Source organism: Bradyrhizobium sp. CCBAU 53340 (assembly GCF_015291645.1).
Lineage (GTDB): Bacteria > Pseudomonadota > Alphaproteobacteria > Rhizobiales > Xanthobacteraceae > Bradyrhizobium.
Window position 1 is genome coordinate 3,838,993 of record NZ_CP030055.1, and the last position, 18,309, is coordinate 3,857,301.

An 18,309-nucleotide genomic window follows, 5' to 3' on the forward strand; every position below is an offset into this window, starting at 1 on the left:
GATATGAGCGCAGTCCCTTTGCGTAACAACAAGCTTGCTGCGTCCGACATTCGCAGCGTCACGGTCCTCGGCGCCACCGGCTCGATCGGTGACAGCACGATGGATCTGCTGCGCGCGTCGCCCGAGCGCTATCGCGTCGAAGCCTTGACCGCGAACAGCAATGTCGACGCGCTGGCCAAGCTCGCGAAGGAATTTTCCGCGCGCTTCGTCGCGATCGCGGACAGCACCAAGCTCGCCGATCTGAAGGCCGCACTCGCGGGCACGGACACCGAATGCGGCGCCGGCGAAAGCGCGGTCATCGAAGCCGGCGCGCGTCCGGCCGATTGGGTGATGGCCGCTGTGAGCGGCGCAGCCGGATTGAAGCCGGCGCTGGCTGCGGTCGATCGCGGCGCGCATGTCGCGCTCGCCAACAAGGAATGCCTGGTTTGCGCCGGGGATTTCTTCATGCAACGCGCGGCGAAGGCGGGCGCCTGCATCCTGCCTGCCGATTCCGAGCACAACGCGTTGTTTCAGGCGCTGGCATCGGGCAATCGCGACGAATTGGTTCGCGTCATCATCACCGCATCGGGCGGCCCGTTCCGGACCTGGAAGAGCACCGACATCGAGCAGGCGACGCTCGAGCAAGCCCTGAAGCATCCGAACTGGAGCATGGGCCAGAAGATCACGATCGATTCCGCCTCGATGATGAACAAGGGGCTCGAGGTGATCGAGGCGTCCTATCTGTTCGCGCTTTCGCCGGACGAGATCGACGTTCTGGTGCATCCGCAGTCGATCATCCACGGTATGGTCGAGTTCTCCGATCGCTCCGTGGTGGCCCAGCTCGGCTCGCCCGACATGCGCACCCCGATCGCCCATTGCCTGGGCTGGCCCGACCGGATCACGGGACCGGCGGCCAAGCTCGATCTCGCCAAGATCGGTCAGCTGACCTTCGAGGCGCCCGATTTCGAGCGGTTCCCCGGGCTGCGCCTGGCCTTCGATTCGCTCCGGCACGGGAAGGGGGCGACCACGGTCTACAATGCCGCCAACGAGGTCGCGGTCGCAGCCTTCATCGCCGGCAAGATCCGGTTCGGCGCGATTGCCCGGCTGGTCGAGGCGACGCTCGAGGACTGGATCCGGGGCGGGAACCACGGCCCGATGACGTCAGCGGATGATGCAATAAACGTTGACCATGTTTCGCGAAATAAAGCTGCCGCCCTATTGCCTCAAATTGCCTTAAAGGCATCCTAGATGGTTCGGTGCCAGGGCCTTGCGGCGCTGGATGAGGGAATTCGATGATCGACTTTTTTACCCATAGTTTCAATACGTTGAGCCATGGGCTCCTCGGTTACGTGGTCCCTTTCCTGTTCGTCCTGACCATCGTCGTGTTCTTCCACGAGCTCGGCCATTTTCTGGTCGCGCGTTGGGCCGGCGTGCGGGTGTTAACCTTTTCGCTCGGCTTCGGGCCTGAGCTTGTTGGCTTCAACGACCGTCACGGCACCCGCTGGAAGATCTCGGCGATCCCGCTTGGCGGCTACGTCAAGTTCTTCGGTGACGAGAGCGAGGCCTCTACGCCATCGGCCGAGAGCCTCGCGGCCATGACGGCCGAGGAGCGCGCCGGCAGCTTCCACCACAAGAAGGTCGGTCCGCGTGCGGCCATCGTCGCAGCCGGTCCGGTCGCCAATTTCATCCTCGGCGCCCTGATTTTCGCGGGCATGGCCCTGTATTACGGCAAGCCGAGCACGATCGCGCGCGTGGACGGCGTCGTCGCCGAGGGCGCGGCAGCCGCCGCCGGCTTCAAGATCGGCGACGTCGTCGTTGAGATCGACGGCAAGCCGATCGAGAGCTTTGCCGACATGCAGCGAATCGTCGCGACGAGCGCCGGTTCAGCTCTGGTTTTCCAGGTGAAGCGCGATGGCGCGGTGGTGTCGCTGACGGCGACGCCGGCGCTGCTCGAGCGCAAGGATCCGTTCGGCAACAGCCACAAGGTCGGCGTGCTCGGCGTCGAACACAAGTCCCAGGCGGGCGAGGTCTCGACCGCGCCGGTTGGCGTTGGCGAGGCGCTCAAGATCGGGGTTGAGCAGGTCTGGTTCATCATCACCAGCACCTTCAAGTTCCTGGGCTCGCTGTTCACGGGGGCCGGCAATCCAAGCGAGGTCAGCGGCGTCATCGGCATCGCAAAGATGTCGGGGCAGGCGGCCAACGCCGGATTGCAGTTCCTGATCAACCTCTGCGCCGTTCTGTCGGTCTCGATCGGCCTGTTGAACCTGTTCCCGATCCCGCTGCTGGATGGCGGTCACCTTATGTTCTATTCGGCGGAAGTGGTCCGCGGTCGTCCGCTGTCCGAGCGGACGCAGGAGATCGGGTTCCGAATCGGGCTGGCATTGGTGCTGATGCTGATGGTGTTCTCAGCCTATAACGACATCCTGCGATTGCCGGGGTCCTGATAGGGGCTTTTTTGTGGCGTTGCTGTTGGGCAACGTCTTGGAACGAAATTGAAATTACGGCGCGCTCGGCCGTTTGCGGCGTCGGGGAAATTGGCTACAAGCGGCTAGAACTTGGGGAATCTCCCAGACCGGCTTTGGGGTTGGGTCTGGTAAGTTGATAAGGGCGCGTTGCGCATGAAGTTTGGACTGCGACTCCGGGGGGGCTTGCTCGCAACCCTGATCATGTTCGGCGCGCCGGTGGTTGCCCCGGTTGGGGCTGTTTTGGTGTCTTCGTCTGCGCTCGCTCAGACCGTGCAGTCGATTTCCGTCGAAGGAAATCGCCGCGTCGAGGTGGAGACGATCCGCTCCTATTTCAAGCCTGGCCCCGGTGGCCGCCTCGATCAGGGCGCCATCGATGACGGCCTCAAGGCGCTGATCGAGACCGGCCTGTTCCAGGACGTGAAGATCAACCGCGGCGCCGGCGGCCAGCTCGTCGTCTCCGTGGTGGAAAACCCGGTGATCGGTCGCATCGCCTTCGAGGGCAACAAGAAGATCAAGGACGAGCAGCTCACCGCCGAAGTCCAGTCCAAGGCACGCGGCACCTTCTCCCGCGCCATGGTGCAGTCGGACACGCTGCGAATCGCCGAGATCTATCGCCGCTCCGGCCGCTATGACGTGACCGTCGTGCCCGAGATCATCGAGCAGCCGAACAACCGCGTCGATCTCGTCTTCACGATCAACGAGGGCGCCAAGACCGGCGTCAAGTCGATCGAGTTCATCGGCAACAACGCGTTCTCGTCCTATCGCCTCCGGGACGTCATCAAGACGCACGAATCGAATCTGCTCAGCTTCCTCTCGAGCGGCGACATCTACGATCCGGATCGCGTCGAGGCCGACCGCGACCTGATTCGCCGTTTCTACCTGAAGAACGGCTTCGCCGACGTTCAGGTCGTCGCCGCGCTCACCGAATACGATCCGGACAAGAAGGGCTTCAACGTCACCTTCAAGATCGAGGAGGGCGCGCAGTATCGCGTCGGGACCGTCGATTTCCGCACCAGCATCCCGAACTTCGACGCGAGCTCGCTGCGCAGCTTCTCGCGGGTCAATATCGGCTCGCTCTACAACGTCGAATCGGTCGAGAAGTCGGTCGAGGAGATGCAGATCGAGGCCTCGCGCCGCGGCTACGCCTTCGCGGTGGTGCGTCCGGGCGGCGACCGCAATTTCGATGCGCACACCGTCTCCGTCGTCTTCAATATCGACGAGGGTCCGCGCACCTATATCGAGCGCATCAACATCCGCGGTAACTCCCGCACGCGCGACTACGTGATCCGCCGCGAGTTCGACATCTCCGAGGGCGACGCCTACAACCGTGCGCTGGTCGACCGCGCCGAACGCCGCCTGAAGAACCTCGACTACTTCAAGACCGTGAAGATCACGACCGAACCGGGCTCATCGAGCGACCGCGTGGTTCTGATCGTCGACCTCGAAGAGAAATCGACCGGCGACTTCTCGATCTCGGGCGGTTACTCCACCACCGACGGTGCGCTCGCCGAAGTCTCGGTCTCCGAGCGCAACCTGCTTGGCCGCGGCCTGTTCGCCAAGGCGTCGGTCACCTACGGCCAGTACGCCCGCGGCTATTCGCTCTCGTTCGTGGAGCCGTATCTGCTCGACTACCGCGTCGCGCTGGGCCTCGACCTCTATCAGCGCCAGCAGCTGTCCAACAGCTACATCTCCTACGGCACCAAGACGCTGGGCTTCTCGCCGCGTCTCGGCTTCTCCTTGCGCGAAGATCTGGCGCTGCAGCTGCGCTACTCGATCTACCAGCAGGAAATCTCGCTGCCGTCCTACCTGGCGAACTGTAACAACGTTGCCGGTTCGGCCTTCAACCCGAGCCCGGCTTTTGCGGCCTCGCAGACCCCGCCGATCGACCTGACTTCGACCAACGGCCTCGGCTGCTACAGCGACGGCGAAGCCTCGCTGCCGGTCCGCAAGGAGCTGGCGAACGGCAAGACTCTGACCTCGGCGCTCGGCTACTCGCTGACCTACAACACGCTCGACAACAACAAGAACCCGACCGACGGCCTGCTGATCGACTTCAAGCAGGACTTCGCCGGCGTCGGCGGCGACGTCTCCTACCTGAAGACCGTCGCGGACGCGAAGTACTACCAGTCGCTGGTGTCTGACCTCGTCGGCCTCGTCCATCTTCAGGGCGGTATCCTGAACAAGGTCGGCAACAGCGACCTGCGCATGCTGGATCACTTCCAGATGGGGCCGAACCTCGTCCGCGGCTTCGCGCCGAACGGCATCGGCCCGCGCGACATCAACCCCTACGACACGCAGGACGCGCTCGGCGGCACCAAATATTGGGGCGCTTCGCTCGAATTGCAGATGCCGTTCTGGTTCCTGCCCAAGGAAGTGGGCCTGAAGGGCGCCGTCTATGCCGACGCCGGTGGCCTGTATGACTATAAGGGGCCGACCACGTGGGCGCTGACCGGTGAAACGACCACGCCGGCCAACTCGTCCTGTACGCCGTCGACGACCAACCCGGCCACGCCTGGCACCTGTACCGGCCTGATCTACGACGACAGCAAGGTCATCCGGTCGTCGGTCGGTGTCGGCCTGATCTGGGCCTCGCCGTTCGGACCGCTGCGCTTCGACTACGCGGTGCCGCTGACCAAGGGCAAGTATGACCGCGTGCAGGAGTTCCGGTTCGGCGGCGGCACGACGTTCTAGTTCGATCAGCAGGACATGATCCGGCCGCCTCGGCATTCCCGTCGGGAATTCCCTGGGGCCGGCGACCAAAAAGATCGTGCTCAATCCGTGAGATAAGGCATGATGCGGCGGAGCCGCTTCATGCCGAAGCCGGACCGCGACGGGGTGGAATGGCGCAGCCGACCTTCTTCACAAAACCGCCGGCCTCAACGCTGGCTGACATTGCCGCGCTGACCAAGGCGCAACTGGTCGACCCGACCAGGGGCGATCATGTCATCACGGGTCTGGCTTCGCTCGACGAAGCCGGCCCGATGCATTTGGCTTTCTTCGACAACCTCAAATACAAGCGCGAGCTCAAGGCCACCAGAGCCGGGGCCTGCCTGGTGAGCCCGCGCTTCGAGGCGGAGGTGCCCGCGCATGTGGCGGTGCTGCGGGCGTCGCAGCCGTTTCGCGCTTTCGTCCGGATTGCCCGGGAATGGCACGGCGATGCGCTCAGGCCGCAATCCTCGGTCGGCAATGACGGTATCGCCCCGTCGGCCATCATCGATCCCTCGGCCCGTCTGGAGGACGGCGTCATCGTCGATCCGCTCGCGGTAATCGGCCCGTATGCCGAGATCGGCAGCGGCACGGTGGTCGGCGTCGGCGCGGTGATCGGCCCGAACGTCAAGATCGGCCGCGACTGCAATGTGGGCGCCCGCACGGTGATCCAGTGCGCGCTGATCGGGAACAATGTCTTGATCCATCCCGGCTGCTCGATCGGCCAGGACGGCTACGGCTTCATCTTTTTCGGCCCTGAGGGCCACCTGAAGGTCCCGCAGACGGGGCGGGTGCTGATCCAGAACGATGTCGAGGTAGGTGCCGGCACGACCATCGACCGCGGCTCCCTGCGCGATACCGTGATCGGTGAGGGCACCAAAATCGACAATCAGGTCCAGATCGGCCACAATGTGACGATCGGTCGGCACTGTCTGCTGGCGGCCCAGATCGGGCTCGCGGGCAGCCTGACCATCGGCGACAACGTGGCGCTGGGAGCGAAGGTTGGCATCAACAATCACCTCAAGATCGGCGATGGAGCCCAGGTGACGGCGATGAGCGCGGTCAAGGACGACATCCCGCCGGGGGGACGCTGGGGCGGCCATTTCGCCAAGCCGACCAAACAATGGTTCAAGGAGATCATCGCGGTGGAGCGTCTGGTGCGCGACAGCAAGACCGATCCGAAGGATGAGGGACGGGAATGACTGAGGAATCTCCTGTTAAGTTCGAACTGGTGGATATCAACGCGATCCTCCAGACACTGCCGCACCGGTTTCCGATGCTGCTGATCGACCGGGTGATCAACATCCGGGCCGATTACAGCGGTATCGGCATCAAGAACGTCACCTTCAACGAGCCGGCCTTCCAGGGCCATTTCCCCGAACGTCCGGTCTATCCCGGCGTCATGATGATCGAGGCGATGGCGCAGACCGCCGGCGTCATCGGCATCAAGTCGGTCGAAGGCACCGAGAAGCCGCGGGCGGTGTATTTCCTCACCATCGACAAGTGCAAGTTCCGCAAGCCGGTGCTGCCAGGCGATACCATCGAGTATCACATGCGCTCGCTCGGCCGGCGCAAGGCGATGTGGTGGTTTCACGGTGACGCCAAGGTCAACGGTCAGATCGTCGCCGAAGCCGACGTCGGAGCCATGTTGACCGACTAAGGACAGCGGGCTGCCCGTTCAAGTGTTGGATGAAGTCGTTGATGTAGCGGCGCGTCCTGTTTAGCTGGCGTCTGAAACATGCCGAGATCATACGTCACTGGACAGATCGGACGCAGTCGCGCTAACAGGCGGAAAGCCTAGCAAGTTCAACACATAGTCAGACCTTGTTGATAAGTAAGATCGCTTGATGAGTAAGATCGATCCCACCGCGCGGGTGGAAGACGGCGCCGTGATCGGCGAGGGCACCGAGATCGGGCCCTTTTGCATCATTGGTCGCAACGCCCGGATCGGGGCCAATTGCAAGCTGATCGGACAGGTCACAATCATCGGCCACACCACGGTTGGCGACGGCTGTGTGATCTCGCCGTTTGCGGTGCTCGGCGGCGCCCCGCAGGACCTCAGCTACAAGGGCGAGCCGACCACGCTCGACATCGGCTCCGGCAACGTCATTCGCGAAGGTACGACGATGAATGTCGGCACCCTCAAGGGCGGCGGCAAGACGCGCGTCGGCAACGACGGCTACTTCATGAACAACAGCCATGTTGGCCATGACTGCGTGGTCGGCAACAACGCGATCTTCGCGACCTCGGCGACGCTCGGCGGCCATTGCGAGATCGGCGATGCCGTCTATATCGGCGGGCTGTCGGCGGTGCATCAGTTCACCCGCATCGGCTCTTACGTCATGGTCGGCGGCCTCTCGGGTGTGCGCGACGACATCATCCCGTACGGGCTTGCCAACGGCCAATATGCGGTGCTGGAGAGCCTCAATTTGATCGGGATGAAGCGCCGCAAGTTCACCAAGCAGCGGCTTGCGACCGTGCGGGCGTTCTACCAGAAGCTCTTCCATGGCCCGGGCACCTTCGCTGAACGGCTTGAGTCCGTGCGGCCCCTCGAGAGCGAAGACCCCGCGATCGCCGAGATCCTCGGCTTCATCGGCAAGGGCAAGCGCCCGCTCTGTCTGCCCACCATCGAGAAGTGATGCTGCAATGGCCGCGGACATGACATCGGCGGCTTCCGAGATTTCATCGCCGGTCGGCGTGGTCGCGGGCGGCGGCGCGATGCCGTTTGCGGTCGCCGAGTCGCTCGCCGCGCGCGGCATCACGCCGGTGCTGTTTCCCCTGCGCGGGGCCTGCGATCCGGACCTCGTGGAGAAATTTCGCCACCGCTGGATCTCGGTCGGCCAGCTCGGCCGCGCCATGCGCCTGTTCCGCGAGGAGGGCTGTCGCGACCTGATCTTCATCGGCACCTTGGTGCGGCCCTCGCTCACCGAGATCCGTTTCGACTTCAAGACGCTGCGATTGCTCGGCAACGTCATCCGTGCCTTTCGCGGCGGTGACGACCATCTGCTCTCCGGCGTTGGACGGATCCTCGAGCAGGACGGCTTTCGTATGGTCGGCATCAGAGATGTCGCGCCCGACCTCTTGATGCCCGAGGGCTGCATCAGCCGCGCCTGGCCGGCCGACAATGCCAAGAGCGACATCGAGCGCGGGCGCGCGGTGCTCGCCGCGCTCGGGCCGTTCGACATCGGTCAGGCTGCCGTGGTGATCGATGGCCACGTCGTGGCGGTCGAGGACATCGAGGGCACCGATGCGCTGCTGGCGCGCGTCGCGCGCCTGCGCGAGGAGGGGCGCATCCGCGCCGCCACGGGCCGGGGCGTGCTGGTGAAGATGCCGAAGAGCGGCCAGGACCTGCGCTTCGACCTGCCGACGATCGGTCCGCGCACCATCGAGGGGGTCGCCAAGGCAGGCCTGGCGGGCATCGCCGTCGTCGCCGGCAACACCATTGCGGCCGAGCCGCAGGCAATGATCGCGCTCGCCGACGCCAAATATCTCTTCATCATCGGTCTGCCGGCGTGATGCAGGTGCGCGATCCCATCAGGAAGATATTCCTGATCGCCACGGAGGAGTCCGGCGACCGGCTCGGCTCTGCGCTGATGAAGGTGCTGCGCCAGCGCCTCGGCGACGGCGTGCAGTTCGTAGGCGTCGGCGGCCGTACCATGGCGCGGGAGGGCCTCGAAACACTGTTTCCGATCGAGGAGCTGTCGATCGTCGGATTCGCGGCGGTGGTGCAGCAGTTGCCGAAGATCCTGCGCTTGATCCGGGAGACTGCGGACGCGGTGACGGAAGCCGCGCCGGATGCGCTCGTCATCATCGACAGCCCCGATTTCACCCATCGCGTCGCCCGCCGTGTGCGCGCGAAGAACCCGGAAATTCCCGTGATCGACTACGTCTCGCCCTCGGTCTGGGCCTGGCGGCCGGGCCGGGCGCGCGCCATGCTCGACTATGTAGACCATGTACTCGGGCTGCTGCCGTTCGAGCCGGAGGAATACCGCAAGCTGAAGGGGCCGCCCTGCAGCTATGTCGGCCATCCCCTGATCGAGCAATTGTCTTCGCTGCGGCCTGATGCGAACGAACAGAAGCGCCGCGACAGCGAGCCCCCGGTGCTGCTGGTGCTGCCGGGCAGCCGCCGCAGCGAAATCCGTCATCATCTGGACCTGTTCGGTGCGGCGCTCGGCCGGTTGCAGGCCGCGGGCGTCGCGTTCGAACTGATGCTGCCGACCATGTCGCATCTCGAAGCCACCGTCCGCGCGGGCGTGGCGCGTTGGCCAGTCAAGCCGCAGATCGTGGTCGGCGAAACCGAGAAGCGCGCAGCGTTCCGGATCGCGCGCGCGGCGCTGGCGAAGTCCGGCACGGTGACGCTGGAGCTGGCGCTGTCGGGCATCCCGATGGTGACGGCCTATCGCGTCGGCGCGATGGAGGCCTTCATCCTGCGCCGGGCGATCCAGGTGTCCTCGGTGATCCTGGCAAATCTCGTGATTGGCAAGGACGTCATCCCCGAATTCTTGCAGGAAGACTGCACGCCGGAGAAGCTTGCCGGCGCGCTGTCCGAGGTGCTGACGGATACGCCGATGCGCCGGCAACAGGTCGAGGCCTTCGCGCGGCTCGACACCATCATGTCGACGGGTAACAAATCGCCGAGCGTGCTCGCCGCCGACATCGTGCTCGCGACGATGCGGAAGCGACGCGCGAGCTAGGCGAGCCCGCCGTCGACCCGGAAACACTGGCACGTAATCCGCTGACTTGCGTCCGACGCAAGATAGAGGGCCATGTCGGCGATGTCCTCGGGCGTCACCGCATCGGGAATGGCTTGGCGCGTGCGCAGCTCGGCAATCTGCCGCTCGTCCGGATACCACAGCTTGCGCTGCCGCTCGGTGATCACCATCCCCGGCGCAATCGCGTTGACACGGATGCGGTCGGCGCCGAACCGGCGGCCCAGCGAGTTGGTGAAGCCGACGATTGCAGCCTTCGCTGCGGCATAGACCGGCAGCGCCGGCGCGCCGCGCATCCAGGCCACCGATGACATGTTGATGATCGAGCCGCCGCCCCGCGCCTGCATCTGCGGCACCACGGCTTGCGCGGCAAAGAAGACGTGCTTCAGATTGACGCCAATCGTCCAGTCGAAGTCCGCCGGCGTCACGTCTGCCAGCACCTGGCGCTGGTCGTTGGCGGCGTTGTTGACAAGCACCGCGGTATCGCCGAGTGATGCGTGAATCTTCGCCAGCGCAGCGCGCAAGGCATCGATGTCCATGAGGTCGCAGGGCACGAATAGCGGCGCGGCAGGCGAGGTCTTCGCGACGTCCTGCGCCAGCGCTCCGCCAGCCTGCGCATCGATGTCGAGGAAGGCGACGTGGGATCCCTGAGCGGCGAAGGCGCGCACGAAGGCTGCGCCGATGCCGCTGGCGCCTCCGGTGATCAGCACCACGCGATCCCTAAGGCCGGCATAGGTCGTCTTGGTCATGCGATCAGTCGCTCCGTCTCGGGGTCGAACAGGCAGATACGGCGCGTGTCCAGCGCAAAGGAAGCGGTGGCGCCGGGTGTGGGCCGGATGTCCGGCGAGATGCGTGCCTGTGCCGGCTCGCCGCCGAGCCGCAGCAGGACGATGGTCTCGGCGCCCGTGGGCTCGACCAGTTCGACCGGCGCGGTGACGATGACAGGCGTGCCTACGGCGCCGGAGAACACGCGGTCGCCCTCGGCGATGCACTCCGGCCGGATTCCGAGCACCACCTCGCGGCCGACATAGGATGCCGCCGCCTCATAGCCCTGCAGGCGCAGGCGTACCTCGTCCGGCCGGCCTGCGCCGATCACCACAACAGGCCCGCTCGTGTCGGACTCGAGCCTTGCCGGCATTGTGTTCATCGGCGGCGAGCCCATGAAGCGGGCGACGAACAGATTGGCAGGATAGCGGTACACGGTGTCGGGGTCGGCGAATTGCTGCACGACGCCGCGATGCATCACTGCGATCCGCGTCGCCATCGTCATCGCCTCGATCTGGTCGTGGGTGACATAGATGATGGTGGCACCGATGCGTTGGTGCAGCCGCTTGATTTCCATGCGCATCTCGACGCGCAGCTTGGCGTCGAGATTGGAGAGCGGCTCGTCGAACAGGAAGAGCAGGGGATCACGCACCAGCGCCCGCCCCATCGCCACGCGCTGGCGCTGTCCGCCGGATAGTTGCGATGGCTTGCGACCGAGCAGCGGTTCGATCTGGAGCAGCTTGGCAACATTTGCCAGGGCCTTCTCTTGCTCGGCTTTCGGGACGTGGCGGCATTCCATGCCGAAGGTGATGTTCTGGCGCACCGTCATCGAGGGATACAGCGCATAGGACTGGAACACCATGGCGATGTCGCGGTCCTTGGGCGGGACGTCGTTGACCACGCGCCCGCCGATCTCGACGGTGCCGTCGCTGGCGTGATCGAGCCCGGCGACGATGTTGAGCAGCGTGGACTTGCCGCAGCCGGACGGACCGACCAGGACGGTGAATTCGCCACTCTCGATGTCGAGGTCGACGCCTTTCAGCACCTCCAGATTGGCGTAGCGCTTGGACAAGGCGCGAATGCTCAGGGCTGTCATGGCAAATCCATCATTTTACGGCGCCGGCGGTCAGGCCACGAACAAAGTACCTGCCGCCGAAGAGGTAGATCAGCAGGGTCGGCAGGGCGGCGATGATCACCGCGGCGCTCTGCACGCCATGCTGAGGAATGTCTGCGACCGCGGCCGACAGCGCGATCAGCGCAGCCGTGACCGGCTGCTGCTGGCCGGTCGTGAAGGTCACGCCATAGAGAAACTCGTTCCAGATGTGCGTGAACTGCCAGACCACGGTGACAACCAGGATCGGCGGGGAAAGCGGCAGGATGATGCGCCAGAAGACGCGGAAGAAGCCGGCGCCATCGATGCGTGCGGCCCTGATCAGCTCATGAGGGATGGCGACATAGTAGTTCCGGCAGAACAGGGTGGTGAAGGAGAGTCCCTGGATCGTGTGGATCAGGACCAGGCCTGTGAGCGTGTTCATCAGGCCTGTATCGCGCAGCACGATGGTCCAGGGCAGCAAACGCATCTGCTGCGGAAGGAAGATGCCGAGCGTGACGATCCCGTAGATCCAACTGTCGCCGCGAAAGCGCCAGAGCGACACGGCGTAACCGGCGACAGCACCAAGCAGGGTGGAGAAGATGGTCGCGGGGATGGTCACCAGTGCGGAGTTCAACATATAGGGCCGGATGCCGGCGCAGGTCTCGGCGACGCAGAAGCCGCTCCAGGCGGCGGCATAATTGCTCCAGGCGAAGTGCTGCGGCCAGCCGATCATCGAACCTTGCGCGATCTCCTCGTTGGTGCGGAGCGAGTTCAGCACGACGACAGCCAATGGCGCGAGCCATGCTGCAGCGATCAGCGAAACGACGAGATAGATCAGAATCCGGCTCGGGGCGTAGGTTCGCTCACGCATGGATTGTTCGCCGCCGCTGGACATAACGCCATGCCGCGTAGGGCAGCAGCACCCCCAGAAGAATGAGCAGCATAAGGACTGCCGCCGCCGCTCCCCGACCGAGCAGGCTGCGCTGGAACATCAGGTCATAAACGACGAGCGCCGGCAGCTGGGTCGCAATTCCTGGCCCGCCATTGGTGAGCGCGCGGACGAGATCGAAGGTCGAAATCGCGAATTGCAGCTGGATGACGATGACGGTGACGGTGATCGGCCACAGCGTCGGCAGGATGACACGCCGGTACATCCTGACAGGTCCGGCGCCGTCGATCTGCGCGGCCCTGATCAGGTCGGCGTCGACAGACCGAAGGCCGGCCAGGAAGAGCGCCATGGCAAAGCCAGATGATTGCCAGATCGCAGCGATCACGATGGTCCAAATCGCCATGTCGCGGTCGATCAGCCAGTCGAACCGGAAGGAGGACCAGCCGAGGTCGTGGACCAGCTTCTGGATTCCGAGGCCGGGATTGAGCAGCCAGCTCCAGACCGTGCCGGTGACCACGAACGACACCGCCAGGGGATAGAGAAAGATGGAGCGCAGCACGTTCTCGCCGCGAATGCGCTGATCGAGCAGGATTGCGAGGATGAGGCCGGTTGCCAAGCTCAGCACCACGAAGGTGCTGCCAAACAGCAGCAGATTGTCGAGGGCGATCTGCCAGTTCCGCGATGCCGCAACAGCGGAGTAGTTGCGCAAACCGACCCAGCCCGTAACCGGGACCAGCGTGGAGGGGGTGAACGAGATCCAGATCGTCCACAGCGAAAACGCAATGAGGTGCGCCGCCGACAACAGCAGCGGGACCCAGATCATCAGATATTCGGGCAGCCGGCGGACCATGTCGGAGGTCGCCGGCCGGCCCGGATGCATTGGTGTCGAGATGGCGTCGGTCAACGTGCGCTCTCGACGGCGTCTGCAAGGCGTGTGGCCGCTTGCTCCGGCTTGATCGTCTTGTTCTTCACATATTCGGTGATCACGTCGATCATCGACGCGGTCATTCCGTTTTCCTGCGCCATGTTGTGCGCGAGACTGAGCACGGCCTGGTTGCTGGCGATCGCGTCTTTCAGGGCCGCTGCGGTCGTCCGTTGACCATCCGACCAGCCTTCGCCGGACAGATCGACGTCGGTGCGCACGGGGATTGACCCTGTGATCTGCGAATACATGGTCTGGATCGCCGGATCCATCACGAGCTGGGCCATCAGCTTCTGGCCGGCTTGCAGGTCCGCCTCCTTGCGTTGCCAGAAGATGAAGGCATCGGCATTCAACAGGAAAACAGGCTTGCCGTTATCGCTAGGGCCGGGGGCGATCATGAAGTCTTCGAACTTGAAGCCGGCGTTGCGCAAGACGCCTTGTGCCCAGCCGCCCATGATCATCATGCCCATGTCGCCATCGACGAAGCGCTTCAAATTGGTCGAGAAATGCTGCGCGCCGACATTGGGGTCCATCCAATCGGCGATCTTGCGGACCTGCGTGAACGCAGCCTTGATCTCAGGGCCCTCCAACGCCTTCTTGTCGAGATCCATGATGGCCGCGCGGTACGAAGCGGGGCTGATTCCCGCCAAGGCGGCCTCGAATTTCTGACCATCATCGGGCCGGGTGCCGCCGTTGGCAACGGGATAGGCGACGCCCGCGGATTTCATCTTCTCGGCGAGATCGTTGAACTCGGCCCAGGTGACGGGGGCCTTGTCGGCCTTGGCCTTGTCCATCGCGCGCTTGGAGAGGAACAGCATATTGGTGCTGTAGATCTGCAGCGGCAGCGCGATCCACTTGCCGCCCGGCTTGTGCAGTTTTGCAAGATCGGGTGCGACCACCTTCTCGTAGCCGGCGGCCGCGACGACGGCGTCGAGATCGACGGTCGGGGCGATCTTGGACCAGGCCGCGATCTCCGGACCCTTGAGCTGCGAGCAGGCGGGCGGATCGCCGGCGATGATCTGCGCGCGCAGCTTGTTCATCATCTCGGTGGTGAAGCCGGGCACGGGCGAGTGCTGCCAGATGCCGCCCTTCTCCTCGAATTTCTTGCCGAGCGCGGTGATTGCCGCGCCGTCGCTGCCTGCGGACCATTGCGAGATCGCGGTCAGGCGCGGCGTGACCGCGCCTTGCGCGCGGGCAAAGGCGGGCAAAGCGAGGGCGGCAGCCGAACCAGCGAGCAGACGGCGCCTTGTTACTGTGATCGTCATGGCAAGTTCCTCCCGGGTGTGAAGTTGTTTGCGCCATTTGGCGCTATTGTTGGAGTGCGCGAGCCGCACGCTGCCTAGCTCATCTCAAGCGGCCTCCGTCGATGCGGCCGGCATGCCGCCGCTTCTGGCCAGGCAGAAGGCGGCAAAGGCAAGTGCCGATTGCGGATCGTTGCCGTTCGAGGGCGGCACGAAAGCGAGGTTCACCTGCGCCAGTTTCCGGCCACCGAGCAGACATGCATCGATCCCGTCGATGACGGCCTTGCGATCGTCATCAGCGAGCAGCGATGGCCAGCCGCTGACGGCAACGCCGCGACAGGGCTTCACGTTCAGCGTGTTGCCGATGGCAAGACCAAGCCTGAACAGCCGCTGGCGCAATTCCTGGCGCACGCGCGGTGTCAGCGAGATCGTGGTCACCCACTCGTTGCCAAGTTGGAGCAGTTCTGCCTCCGTGGTGCGCAGCAGCTCGGCCACTGCCGGCAGCGACGTATAGGCTTCGACGCAGCCATGGTGACCGCAGCGGCAGCGAGGGCCGCCGGCCTCGAACACCATATGACCGAGCTCGACCGGCTGCAGCGCTTCGTCCTCGCCCGGATTGTCCATCCAGGTCCCCGCGACGCCCTGGCCGACGAAGACGAACAGATGCGCATCGCTGAAGGGATAGTTTTCCGTGCGGTAGCGATGAAAGGTGGCATGCGCCACTACCGAATTGGTGAAGGCGACGGGGAGGTCCGCGAACATGGCATCGAACATCTCGCCGATGCGGTCGACGTCACAGGGGATGATCGGATTGCCTGATACGCTGAGCCGGCCGAGCCCCGGAATGGTGACGCCGATCTGTGCGAGCCTGATGCGCCGCCGCCGCGTCCAGTCGCGCAGCAATGTCAGCGCTTCACGAAACACAAGGCCGACCGCCTCGGTCGTCGGCTCCGTCGGCAGCGGTACACGCTCAGTGTAGCGCAGTTCACCCGAGAAGTTGCCGACCCCGACGCTGAGCCACTGACCGGTCAGCTCAACGGCTCCGAGCGCCACCGAACCATCAAGCGAGACGAGACCCGTCGGACCGCCGACATAGGGGGCGGGGCGCCTGATCTCCTCGATCAAGCCTTCGGCCTTCAGGTCGAACAGGATGCGCGACAGGCTCGCTTCGGACAGCCGCACGGCTTTCGCCAGCGGCGGCCGGAACGAGCCGCCCGACTGAAGCAGATGAGTCAGAATGGCAGCGCGCGTCTGCCGCCGACTTCTCGGCTGCTCTGGCATGTCCGTCCCTGTCGTCATTCTTACTTAGTGTAAGAATTTGCGCGCGGAGCGTTTCGCCTGTCAAGCGCTTGACGGCGCGATGCATGGGCTTGTTGTTGTGCGTGGCAACAAGGTCAGGACAGGCGCGCGACGTCGACGAGGATCCGTTTTCGATTGTCCGGGTCGACCAGAACAGGCAAGGCGACGCCGGGAGCGGTGCGGCTTTCGCGCCGACTTGCACTGCTGAACGACATGCGCGTGACAGCGTCCCAGTCCGGGCCGCCATTGGGATCGCTCACCCGCACGGTGATGTCCCACGTCCCGCCCGGTGCGCTGCTCGGTCCTGCCTCGCGCGCGCTCAAGACGGTCGCTATGGACGGGACGAGCCCCAGGGCTGCGGCGCCGCCGGCGAGCGCGATCTCCGTCTGCTGCGCCGTGAGGCCGTTGACCGCCGCTGACGATGCTGCGGCATATTCCACCTCGCGCCAGACGAGGGGAAACGGGCGGCTCGGCGTGGCGGGCTGCACGTTGCCGCGCAATTGCTCCGCAAGCTGCTCGGCGGCTTCCCGCCCGGTCGGCACCTGATCCCATTCGATCCTGAACCGCTGGGGATCGGCGAGGTCCACGGTGACAGGCAGCATCATCCGGGGGCGCGGCCATTTCGGCTTGGGGACGTCGTAACCGCCGTACCGCACGGCTGTCGCCGCGAGGCGCTCTGCCGTGATCACCCCGTCGATGACACAGCGCGGAACGAGCACGGTCTCTCCGGCCGCATCGGGGAAGGGCGAGCAGGACACCACCTGCAGCCATCCGTCCACCGGGTTCGTGATCCGCATCGGCTTGCCCTGTGCTTTGCTCGCTCTCTCTGTGTCTTGCCAAACAAAAACGGCGCCATCGTGAGATGGCGCCGTCTTGAAAGCCGTTTTGGCTGCAGACTTACTTGCGATCGTTGATCGCGACGTAGTCGCGGCGGGTGACGCCGGTGTAGAGCTGGCGCGGACGGCCGATCTTCTGCTGCGGATCCTCGATCATCTCGCTCCACTGGCTGATCCAGCCGACGGTGCGGGCGACCGCGAACAGCACGGTGAACATCGAGACCGGGAAGCCCATCGCCTTCAGCGTGATGCCCGAATAGAAGTCGACGTTCGGATACAGCTTGCGGTCGATGAAGTACTGGTCGCTGAGCGCGATCTTCTCGAGCTCGAGCGCCACCTTCAGCATCGGATCGTCGCCATGGCCCATTTCCTTGAGCACGGCGTGACACATCTTCTGCATGATCTTGGCGCGCGGATCGTAGTTCTTGTAGACGCGATGGCCAAAGCCCATCAGGCGGACTTCAGAGTTCTTGTCCTTCACCTTGGCGATGAACTCGGGGATCTTGTCGACCGTACCGATCTGATAGAGCATGTTCAGCGCGGCTTCGTTGGCGCCGCCATGCGCCGGGCCCCAGAGGCAGGCGATGCCGGCCGCGATGCACGCGAACGGGTTGGCGCCCGAGGAGCCGGCGATGCGCACCGTCGAGGTCGAGGCGTTCTGCTCGTGGTCGGCGTGCAGGATGAAGATCTTCTCCAGCGCGTCGGCCAGCACCGGGCTGACCTTGTAATCCTCGCAAGGCACCGCGAAGCACATGTTCAGGAAGTTCTCGGCAAAGCCGAGCGAGTTCTTCGGATACACGAAGGGCTGGCCGACCGTGTATTTGTAGGCCATCGCAGCCAGCGTCGGGATCTTCGCGATCATGCGCATGGACGCGATCATGCGCTGCTTCGGATCGTTGATGTCGGTCGAGTCGTGATAGAAGGCGGCGAGCGCGCCGACAGCGGCCACCATGATCGCCATCGGATGGGCGTCGCGGCGGAAGCCCTGGAAGAAGCGGGCCATCTGCTCGTGCACCATCGTGTGATGGGTCACGCGGTAGTCGAAATCCTTCTTCTGCGCGGCGGTCGGCAGGTTCCCGTAAAGCAGGAGATAGCAGGTCTCCAGGAAGTCGCCGTGCTCGGCGAGCTGCTCGATGGGATAGCCGCGGTATTCCAGCACGCCCGCATCACCGTCGATATAGGTGATCTTGGACTGGCAGCTCGCGGTCGAGGTGAAGCCGGGATCGTAGGTGAACAGGCCCGACTGGCCGTAGAGCTTGCCGATATCGACGACATCGGGCCCGACGCTGCCGCTGAGGATCGGGAGATCGAAATTCTTGTTTCCGACCGTCAGCGTGGCGGTCTTTGGGCTTTCTTTGGCGTCCATCAGAGGTCCCCGATGTGTGGTGAAACGGGCCGGAGCCGG

General features: G+C 64.4%; 16 protein-coding genes. 8 read left to right on the top strand and 8 right to left on the bottom strand.

Annotation, left to right across the window (positions count from 1 at the left end):
* Positions 1-3 precede the first annotated feature (3 nt).
* The 8 genes from dxr to lpxB all read left to right on the top strand — a co-directional run bounded on the left by dxr (position 4) and on the right by lpxB (position 9,844).
* The gene (gene dxr, locus XH89_RS18230) at positions 4-1,227 is read left to right on the top strand and encodes a 1-deoxy-D-xylulose-5-phosphate reductoisomerase (protein ID WP_194468300.1); all 1,224 of its coding nucleotides are present in this window, start codon (positions 4-6) and stop codon (positions 1,225-1,227) included.
* A gap of 44 nt (positions 1,228-1,271) precedes the next feature.
* The gene (gene rseP / locus XH89_RS18235; RefSeq protein ID WP_194468301.1) at positions 1,272-2,423 is read left to right on the top strand and encodes an RIP metalloprotease RseP; all 1,152 of its coding nucleotides are present in this window, start codon (positions 1,272-1,274) and stop codon (positions 2,421-2,423) included.
* 174 nt (positions 2,424-2,597) lie between these two features.
* A complete protein-coding gene (gene bamA, locus XH89_RS18240) occupies positions 2,598-5,135 on the top strand; it encodes an outer membrane protein assembly factor BamA (RefSeq protein ID WP_194468302.1) in 2,538 nt (845 codons plus the stop codon).
* 149 nt (positions 5,136-5,284) lie between these two features.
* Positions 5,285-6,352, top strand: coding sequence for a UDP-3-O-(3-hydroxymyristoyl)glucosamine N-acyltransferase (lpxD, locus tag XH89_RS18245; RefSeq protein WP_194468303.1), 1,068 nt, complete (start codon positions 5,285-5,287; stop codon positions 6,350-6,352).
* A complete protein-coding gene (fabZ, locus tag XH89_RS18250) occupies positions 6,349-6,810 on the top strand; it encodes a 3-hydroxyacyl-ACP dehydratase FabZ (protein WP_194468304.1) in 462 nt (153 codons plus the stop codon). Before lpxD ends, fabZ begins: the two co-directional genes overlap by 4 nt.
* A 187-nt stretch (positions 6,811-6,997) precedes the next feature.
* Positions 6,998-7,789: an acyl-ACP--UDP-N-acetylglucosamine O-acyltransferase gene (lpxA, locus tag XH89_RS18255; RefSeq protein WP_194468305.1), complete on the top strand. Its 792-nt coding sequence runs from the start codon at positions 6,998-7,000 to the stop codon at positions 7,787-7,789.
* Positions 7,790-7,808: 19 nt separating this feature from the next.
* Entirely contained in the window at positions 7,809-8,666 is an 858-nt protein-coding gene (locus XH89_RS18260) for an LpxI family protein (RefSeq protein WP_194468535.1), read from the top strand.
* Positions 8,663-9,844: a lipid-A-disaccharide synthase gene (lpxB, locus tag XH89_RS18265; protein WP_194468306.1), complete on the top strand. Its 1,182-nt coding sequence runs from the start codon at positions 8,663-8,665 to the stop codon at positions 9,842-9,844. The genes XH89_RS18260 and lpxB overlap by 4 nt, the downstream gene beginning before the upstream one ends.
* Here the strand turns inward: lpxB and XH89_RS18270 are convergent.
* The 8 genes from XH89_RS18270 to gltA all read right to left on the bottom strand — a co-directional run bounded on the left by XH89_RS18270 (position 9,841) and on the right by gltA (position 18,270).
* A complete protein-coding gene (locus XH89_RS18270) occupies positions 9,841-10,608 on the bottom strand; it encodes an SDR family NAD(P)-dependent oxidoreductase (protein WP_194468307.1) in 768 nt (255 codons plus the stop codon). The genes lpxB and XH89_RS18270 overlap by 4 nt on opposite strands.
* Positions 10,605-11,720 (bottom strand): ABC transporter ATP-binding protein, encoded by a 1,116-nt coding sequence (locus tag XH89_RS18275; protein WP_194468308.1) that lies wholly within the window; start codon positions 11,718-11,720, stop codon positions 10,605-10,607. The genes XH89_RS18270 and XH89_RS18275 overlap by 4 nt, the downstream gene beginning before the upstream one ends.
* Positions 11,721-11,730: 10 nt before the next feature.
* Positions 11,731-12,588, bottom strand: a complete 858-nt coding sequence (locus XH89_RS18280; RefSeq protein WP_194468309.1) for a carbohydrate ABC transporter permease — start codon at positions 12,586-12,588, stop codon at positions 11,731-11,733.
* Positions 12,581-13,510: a carbohydrate ABC transporter permease gene (locus XH89_RS18285; protein WP_194468310.1), complete on the bottom strand. Its 930-nt coding sequence runs from the start codon at positions 13,508-13,510 to the stop codon at positions 12,581-12,583. The genes XH89_RS18280 and XH89_RS18285 overlap by 8 nt, the downstream gene beginning before the upstream one ends.
* Complete coding sequence (locus tag XH89_RS18290) at positions 13,507-14,793, bottom strand: ABC transporter substrate-binding protein (protein WP_194468311.1); 1,287 nt, start codon at positions 14,791-14,793, stop codon at positions 13,507-13,509. Before XH89_RS18290 ends, XH89_RS18285 begins: the two co-directional genes overlap by 4 nt.
* 84 nt (positions 14,794-14,877) lie before the next feature.
* Positions 14,878-16,050, bottom strand: a complete 1,173-nt coding sequence (locus XH89_RS18295; protein ID WP_194468312.1) for an ROK family transcriptional regulator — start codon at positions 16,048-16,050, stop codon at positions 14,878-14,880.
* A gap of 113 nt (positions 16,051-16,163) precedes the next feature.
* Positions 16,164-16,865, bottom strand: coding sequence for a hypothetical protein (locus XH89_RS18300; RefSeq protein WP_246767868.1), 702 nt, complete (start codon positions 16,863-16,865; stop codon positions 16,164-16,166).
* A gap of 100 nt (positions 16,866-16,965) precedes the next feature.
* Positions 16,966-18,270, bottom strand: a complete 1,305-nt coding sequence (gene gltA, locus XH89_RS18305; RefSeq protein WP_194468313.1) for a citrate synthase — start codon at positions 18,268-18,270, stop codon at positions 16,966-16,968.
* Between the last annotated feature and the right edge of the window lie 39 nt (positions 18,271-18,309).

Excerpts from the sequence above, each read along its gene's own strand:
- dxr (WP_194468300.1), top strand. The coding sequence starts at position 4 with ATGAGCGCAGTCCCTTTGCGTAACAACAAGCTTGCTGCGTCCGACATT.
- rseP (WP_194468301.1), top strand. The coding sequence starts at position 1,272 with ATGATCGACTTTTTTACCCATAGTTTCAATACGTTGAGCCATGGGCTC.
- bamA (WP_194468302.1), top strand. The coding sequence starts at position 2,598 with ATGAAGTTTGGACTGCGACTCCGGGGGGGCTTGCTCGCAACCCTGATC.
- lpxD (WP_194468303.1), top strand. The coding sequence starts at position 5,285 with ATGGCGCAGCCGACCTTCTTCACAAAACCGCCGGCCTCAACGCTGGCT.
- fabZ (WP_194468304.1), top strand. The coding sequence starts at position 6,349 with ATGACTGAGGAATCTCCTGTTAAGTTCGAACTGGTGGATATCAACGCG.
- lpxA (WP_194468305.1), top strand. The coding sequence starts at position 6,998 with ATGAGTAAGATCGATCCCACCGCGCGGGTGGAAGACGGCGCCGTGATC.
- XH89_RS18260 (WP_194468535.1), top strand. The coding sequence starts at position 7,809 with ATGACATCGGCGGCTTCCGAGATTTCATCGCCGGTCGGCGTGGTCGCG.
- XH89_RS18270 (WP_194468307.1), bottom strand. The coding sequence starts at position 10,608 with ATGACCAAGACGACCTATGCCGGCCTTAGGGATCGCGTGGTGCTGATC.
- XH89_RS18275 (WP_194468308.1), bottom strand. The coding sequence starts at position 11,720 with ATGACAGCCCTGAGCATTCGCGCCTTGTCCAAGCGCTACGCCAATCTG.
- XH89_RS18280 (WP_194468309.1), bottom strand. The coding sequence starts at position 12,588 with ATGCGTGAGCGAACCTACGCCCCGAGCCGGATTCTGATCTATCTCGTC.
- XH89_RS18290 (WP_194468311.1), bottom strand. The coding sequence starts at position 14,793 with ATGACGATCACAGTAACAAGGCGCCGTCTGCTCGCTGGTTCGGCTGCC.
- XH89_RS18295 (WP_194468312.1), bottom strand. The coding sequence starts at position 16,050 with ATGCCAGAGCAGCCGAGAAGTCGGCGGCAGACGCGCGCTGCCATTCTG.
- XH89_RS18300 (WP_246767868.1), bottom strand. The coding sequence starts at position 16,865 with ATGCGGATCACGAACCCGGTGGACGGATGGCTGCAGGTGGTGTCCTGC.
- gltA (WP_194468313.1), bottom strand. The coding sequence starts at position 18,270 with ATGGACGCCAAAGAAAGCCCAAAGACCGCCACGCTGACGGTCGGAAAC.